Raw genomic sequence first — 4,896 nt, 5'->3', positions numbered from 1 at the left:
GGCCCGGGGTGGTCGTGCAGTGGCGCCACGAGGGCGGGCGGTGGTCGGCCCTGGTCTCCTGGGTCGAGGACGCCGAGTCGTTGCGCGTGGAGTGGCTGCCGGCGCAGCGTCTGCGGCGCGCGTAGGCCATCGCGCGCCGGCTGGGACCCGCCGTCCCGAACCGGTGACGGCGGCCCCGACCAACGAGCGGACGGCCGGCCCACGCGGGGCCGACGGTGTCGTCCCGGGTGCCGCCCGTGACGCCTCGGCCTCGACCTCCGACCCGCGCGCCGTGCCTCGGGGCCCTCCAGTCCCTCCCGGCGATGGGCAGGCCGATGGCCCGTCGAACGCGTCTGGAAGACGGCTCGACGGGTCCGTGGCGCTGGTAGGACGCGTGCAGGGTGGGCAGTTCAGAACGGCGGCGGGTCGTCAGACGGTCCGCGCGACGGGGTGACGGACGCCAGCTCGCGTCTGGGACGCCGAGGTCGGTCGCGCGGGCGGCTCCTGCTCACCGCGGGGGTCCCTCGGCGGTCCGGCCAGGGCCGTTCGCACCTGCGCCGATGTCGCCCCGACTGGCGGTGCTCCTGGCTCGACAGGGTCGGTCCAGGACCTGACCAGGTGGTGGGGGCTCCAGTGCGGTGGTGCCGCCGTCGGGTGTGCGGGCGTACCGCCACCCGTGCGGACTGGTCCACCCGTAGGTCCGGTTGGCGGTCACGCGGTAGCGCCAGCCGGCGAAGGTCTTGAGCCGGTGGTGTGTCCGGCACAGCGGTGCCAGGTTGTCGGTGGAGGTCGGGCCGCCGGCGTCGTAGGCGACGATGTGGTCGGTGTCGCAGGACCAGCCCTGCTCGTCGTCCTCCGGGTCGCGACGGCGGCCGGCCTGGTAGGTGTGCGCTGGGCGTGAGCACCAGGGGAAGACGCAGGTGCGGTCGCGCAGGGCCACCGTCTCCCGCATCCACGCCGGGATCCGGTAGCCCTCGACGCCCTCGTCGGTGGTGAGGTCGATCACCGGCTTCACCGTCACCCGCGCGTCGGGCCGTCCGCACCAGTCGCGGATCTGCCCGGCGGTGACGACAGCGCCGGTGTTCTCCACCCGCCCGGAGCCGTCGTCGTGACGCCCGAGCGCGGCGGCGGACAGGTGGACGTACAGCACGACACGCTCGGCGGCCCGGCCGACCGGCGCTCCGCGTCCGGGCTGGACGGCCTCGGTGGTGAGCAGGTCCAGCGCGGGCTGGCGGCGCGCCAGGTCGCCGACCGCCCTCGCCCGGCGGACGTCGAGCGAGTCGGTGCTGCCGAGCCGGCCCAGGGCGTGCGCGCCCTCGGCCACGGCGGCGTCCAGGGCCAGCGCATCGGGCAGGTCGAGCCGTCCGAACACGTCCGACAACCCGTGCCGCTCACCGGTGGCGTCGTGCTCGACCTGGAAGCACCGCCGGTCGGCGGCGTCCAGACGCCGACGCTCAGCCTCCTCCGGCATGTGGCGCAGCACCGCCGCGCCCACCAGCCGCTCGAGCTGCGCGTGCCCGATCCGTCCGGCCACGCCGGCGACCTGGGCGTCGACGAAGGCGGCGGCGTCGCGGCTGAGCGCCAGGGTGCGCTCGGCGACCTGCCGGGCCTGCCAGGCGGCGACCCGGCCCTCGTGCACCAACGACCACAGCCGGGGCAACCGGTGCCGCAGCTCCAGGGCGTGCCCGATCAGCCGCTCACCGGCCGTGGTCGACATCCCGAGCGCGGCGCCGAGCTCGGCCACGCAGTCGAGCGCCACCCCCGGGACGCCCTCACCGCCCAGGCACATGCCGCTGTCCTTCCCGCGCTCGGTGTAGGTGGCCGCCAGGGACGGCTCCGGTGCCGGGTGCAGGTCGGCCCAGCGCGCCGCCTGCTGCAGCAGCGCGGCGCTCGCCGCGAGCTCGACCTGGCGCAGCTCGCGCACCTGCGCCAGCACCGTTCCGGCGTCGGGTCCGTCGTCGTCCATGGCCCTGACGCTACGGGAGGGGACTGACAGTTTTCGATCGTGCGAGCGAATCTGTGGACGGCGTCCAGCTGGGCGGTGGGATGGCCCTTCGACAGGCTCAGGGCGTTGGATCGGGCTCAGGGCGTTGGGGTCGCGTCAGCGGTTCCGTGCTGCTTCAGCACCCGGAAGCGGAGCATCGTCACCGGGCCCGACTGGCGGTTCTCGTAGGGCTCGAGCTCGACCGGGCTGAGCCCCGGAGCGGAGAACCGCACGCCGTCGCCCAGGATCACCGGGATGACGTAGACGAGCACCTCGTCCACCAGACCCCGCTGGAGGCACTGCGTGGCGAGGTCGGCCCCGAGGATCTCGACGTCCTTCCCGTCCGCGGCGGCCCGTGCCGCGGCGATGGCCTCCGGCAGGTCGCAGCTGAGGAACGTCACCCCCTGGTCGTCGGCCGGCGGGTGGTGGGTCAGGACGAACACCGGTCCGCCGTCGTACTCGGTGTCCTCGACCGCCATCCGCCGTGACACGTCGTGCGTGCGGCGTCCGACCAGCATCGCGCCGGTCTCGGCCATCACCTCGGGGAACCGGTTCTCCCTCATGTACCGCAGGGCCCAGCCCATGTCGTCGTCGGGCCCGGCGATGAAGCCGTCCACCGACACCGACCGGTTGACGACGACCTTGCCGCCGCCGGCTGCCCCGCCTGCTGCCACATCTGCCATGACCGGTCCGACCCTCTGGGCAGGCCGGACTCATCGCAGCGCGCTCAGGGGGCGGTGAGGACCTCCGCGCCGGTCTCGGTGACGACGATGCTCTGCTCGAACTGGGCGCAGCGGCTGCCGTCGGCGGTCAGCACGGTCCAGTCGTCGTCCCACATCACCCACTCGTGGGTCCCGAGGGTGATCATCGGCTCGATGGTGAACGTCATCCCGGGCCGCATCACGGTGTCGTAGCGCGGCTCGTCGTAGTGGGGGATGACCAGCCCGGAGTGGAAGGCGGTGTGCACCCCGTGCCCGGTGTAGTCGCGCACCACGCCGTAGCCGAACCGCTTGGCGTAGGACTCGATCACCCGGCCGATGACGTTGACCTGGCGACCGGGCCGGACCGCCTTGATCGCCCGGTTCATCGCCTCCTCGGTGCGCTCGGTGAGCAGCCGGGAGTCCTCGTCGACGTCACCGCAGAAGAAGGTGGCGCAGTTGTCGCCGTGCACGCCGTCGACGTAGGCGGTCAGGTCGATCTTGACGATGTCGCCGTCCTCGAGCGGGCGGGCGTCGGGGATGCCGTGGCAGATCACCTCGTTGACGGAGGTGCACAGCGACTTCGGGAAGCCCCGGTAGCCCAGCGTGGAGGGGTAGGCGTGGTGGTCCAGCAGGTACTCGTGCCCGACCCGGTCGATCTCGTCGGTGGTCACCCCGGGCGCGATCGCGGCCGCCGCGGCGTGCATCGCCTCGTGCGCGATCCGGCCCGCCACCCGCATCTTCTCGACGGTCTCCGCGCTCTGCACGTGGCTGCCCGTGTAGGGCTCCGGCGCCTCGCGCCCCACGTAGGCCGGCCGCGGGATCGAGCGGGGGACGCTGCGCACGGGCGAGACCGGGTAGGGCACGATGGCTGGCACGAGGGCGATGATAGCCGCGGCCCCCGGCGCGGCCCGGCGCTCGCGACGACAGGGAGGACGCAGATGGCTGCCGAGTACTACTGGTGCCTGGAGCACAAGACCGTCGAGACCCGCGAGGGCTGCAAGGCGCTCAACCGCCTCGGTCCCTACCCGACCCGGGAGGAGGCCGCCCAGGCGATGGAGAAGGTGGCCCAGCGCAACGAGCAGTGGGACGCCGAGGACGAACGCTGGGACTGATGCCCGCGCCGCGCGTCCACCTCCTCCACGGGCTGCCGGCCAGCGGCAAGACGACCCTCGCGCAGTCGCTCGCAGCGGACGGGCGGGCGGTGCGCTTCACGTTGGACGAGTGGGTGCTCGCGCTGCACGAGCTGCCCTTCGACCACGCCGACTACCCGGCGAAGGCCGCGCGGACCAAGGACGCCATCTTCTCGGTGGCCGGCCAGGTGCTCGCGGCGGGTGTGGACGTGGTCCTGGACTGGAACCACTGGCGCCGCGCCGAGCGGGAGCGGACCGTCCGGTGGGCGGCACCCCACCGCGTGCTGCTGCACGTGCTCGACGTCCCCGTCGACCGGGCTGCGGAGCAGGCGGTCCGACGAGCGCGGGCGAACCCGGCCGGACGGCACGTGCTCACCGCGGCGGACGTCGAGCACATGGTGGGGCTGATGGAACCGCCGGCGCCGGAGGAGGACCTGGTGGTCGTGCGGCACTGACCGCTCAGCCGACGCGCAGCGACTCCCGGGCGGCGTCGATCAGCGCGATCCGCTCCGTGTCCCCGATCGGGGCGCAGGAGGTGTAGAACGACAGCGACTCCCCGTCGCCGTTGTCGACCACGATGACGTCACTGACGTCGCCCTCCACCTGCTCACCCGCCACCCGGATCTCCGCGCGGATCCACCAGCCCGGCCGGCCGTCGACGGTGATCGCCTCGTTGCGCAGCTCGGTGATGCCGGTGAGGTTGCGGTAGAACGCCGACGTCGTCGTGCAGGCGAGGAAGTCCGCGGCGGCGGTCTCCGGGGTCTCGAAGCCGTCGACGATCGCCACCGCGCCGACCACGGTCGAGGCGATCCAGCTGTCGACCACGTAGTCGACCTGACCGGCGGCGTCGTAGGTCCAGCTGTAGCCGTAGGCGCTGTAGTCGTCCCAGCCCGGCACCGGCTCGTAGGCCAGCCCGCCGCCGTGCACCAGCCCGTCGCTCGGGTGGTCCTGCCGGGTGCCGGGGTCGCCGACCGGGCAGTCCTCCAGCGGCGCGGCGGTCTCGCTGCCCGACGGCGACGGGGTGGGGGTCGGGGACGGGCTCGGCGTCGGCGTGGGGGTGGGGCGGCTGGTCTCGTCCCAGGCCGAGATCGTCGGCGACGGT

General features: G+C 73.7%; 6 protein-coding genes. 2 read left to right on the top strand and 4 right to left on the bottom strand.

Going from position 1 to position 4,896, the window contains the following annotated elements:
• Positions 1-487: 487 nt before the first annotated feature.
• The 3 genes from DVA66_RS17075 to map form a co-directional block, all read right to left on the bottom strand.
• Entirely contained in the window at positions 488-1,945 is a 1,458-nt protein-coding gene (locus tag DVA66_RS17075; protein ID WP_114561140.1) for an HNH endonuclease signature motif containing protein, read from the bottom strand.
• Between the two features lie 116 nt (positions 1,946-2,061).
• Positions 2,062-2,646, bottom strand: coding sequence for a dihydrofolate reductase family protein (locus tag DVA66_RS17070; protein ID WP_114561139.1), 585 nt, complete (start codon positions 2,644-2,646; stop codon positions 2,062-2,064).
• Positions 2,647-2,690: 44 nt separating this feature from the next.
• Positions 2,691-3,539, bottom strand: coding sequence for a type I methionyl aminopeptidase (map, locus tag DVA66_RS17065; RefSeq protein ID WP_114561138.1), 849 nt, complete (start codon positions 3,537-3,539; stop codon positions 2,691-2,693).
• 63 nt (positions 3,540-3,602) lie between these two features.
• Between map and DVA66_RS21385 the strand changes: the two genes are divergently transcribed.
• Both DVA66_RS21385 and DVA66_RS17060 read left to right on the top strand, forming a co-directional pair.
• Entirely contained in the window at positions 3,603-3,776 is a 174-nt protein-coding gene (locus tag DVA66_RS21385) for a hypothetical protein (RefSeq protein WP_198671884.1), read from the top strand.
• Positions 3,776-4,249, top strand: a complete 474-nt coding sequence (locus DVA66_RS17060) for an AAA family ATPase (RefSeq protein ID WP_114561137.1) — start codon at positions 3,776-3,778, stop codon at positions 4,247-4,249. Before DVA66_RS21385 ends, DVA66_RS17060 begins: the two co-directional genes overlap by 1 nt.
• Positions 4,250-4,253: 4 nt before the next feature.
• On the opposite strand, the gene DVA66_RS17055 is transcribed toward DVA66_RS17060, so the two are convergent.
• Positions 4,254-4,896 (bottom strand): hypothetical protein (locus DVA66_RS17055; RefSeq protein WP_157974080.1); only part of this gene is annotated, 643 nt, incomplete at its 5' end.

This window comes from Desertihabitans aurantiacus, assembly GCF_003344635.1.
GTDB classification, from domain to species: domain Bacteria; phylum Actinomycetota; class Actinomycetes; order Propionibacteriales; family Propionibacteriaceae; genus Desertihabitans; species Desertihabitans aurantiacus.
Note: the sequence above shows the minus strand (reverse complement) of the source record. Positions and strands in the feature narration are given on the sequence as shown.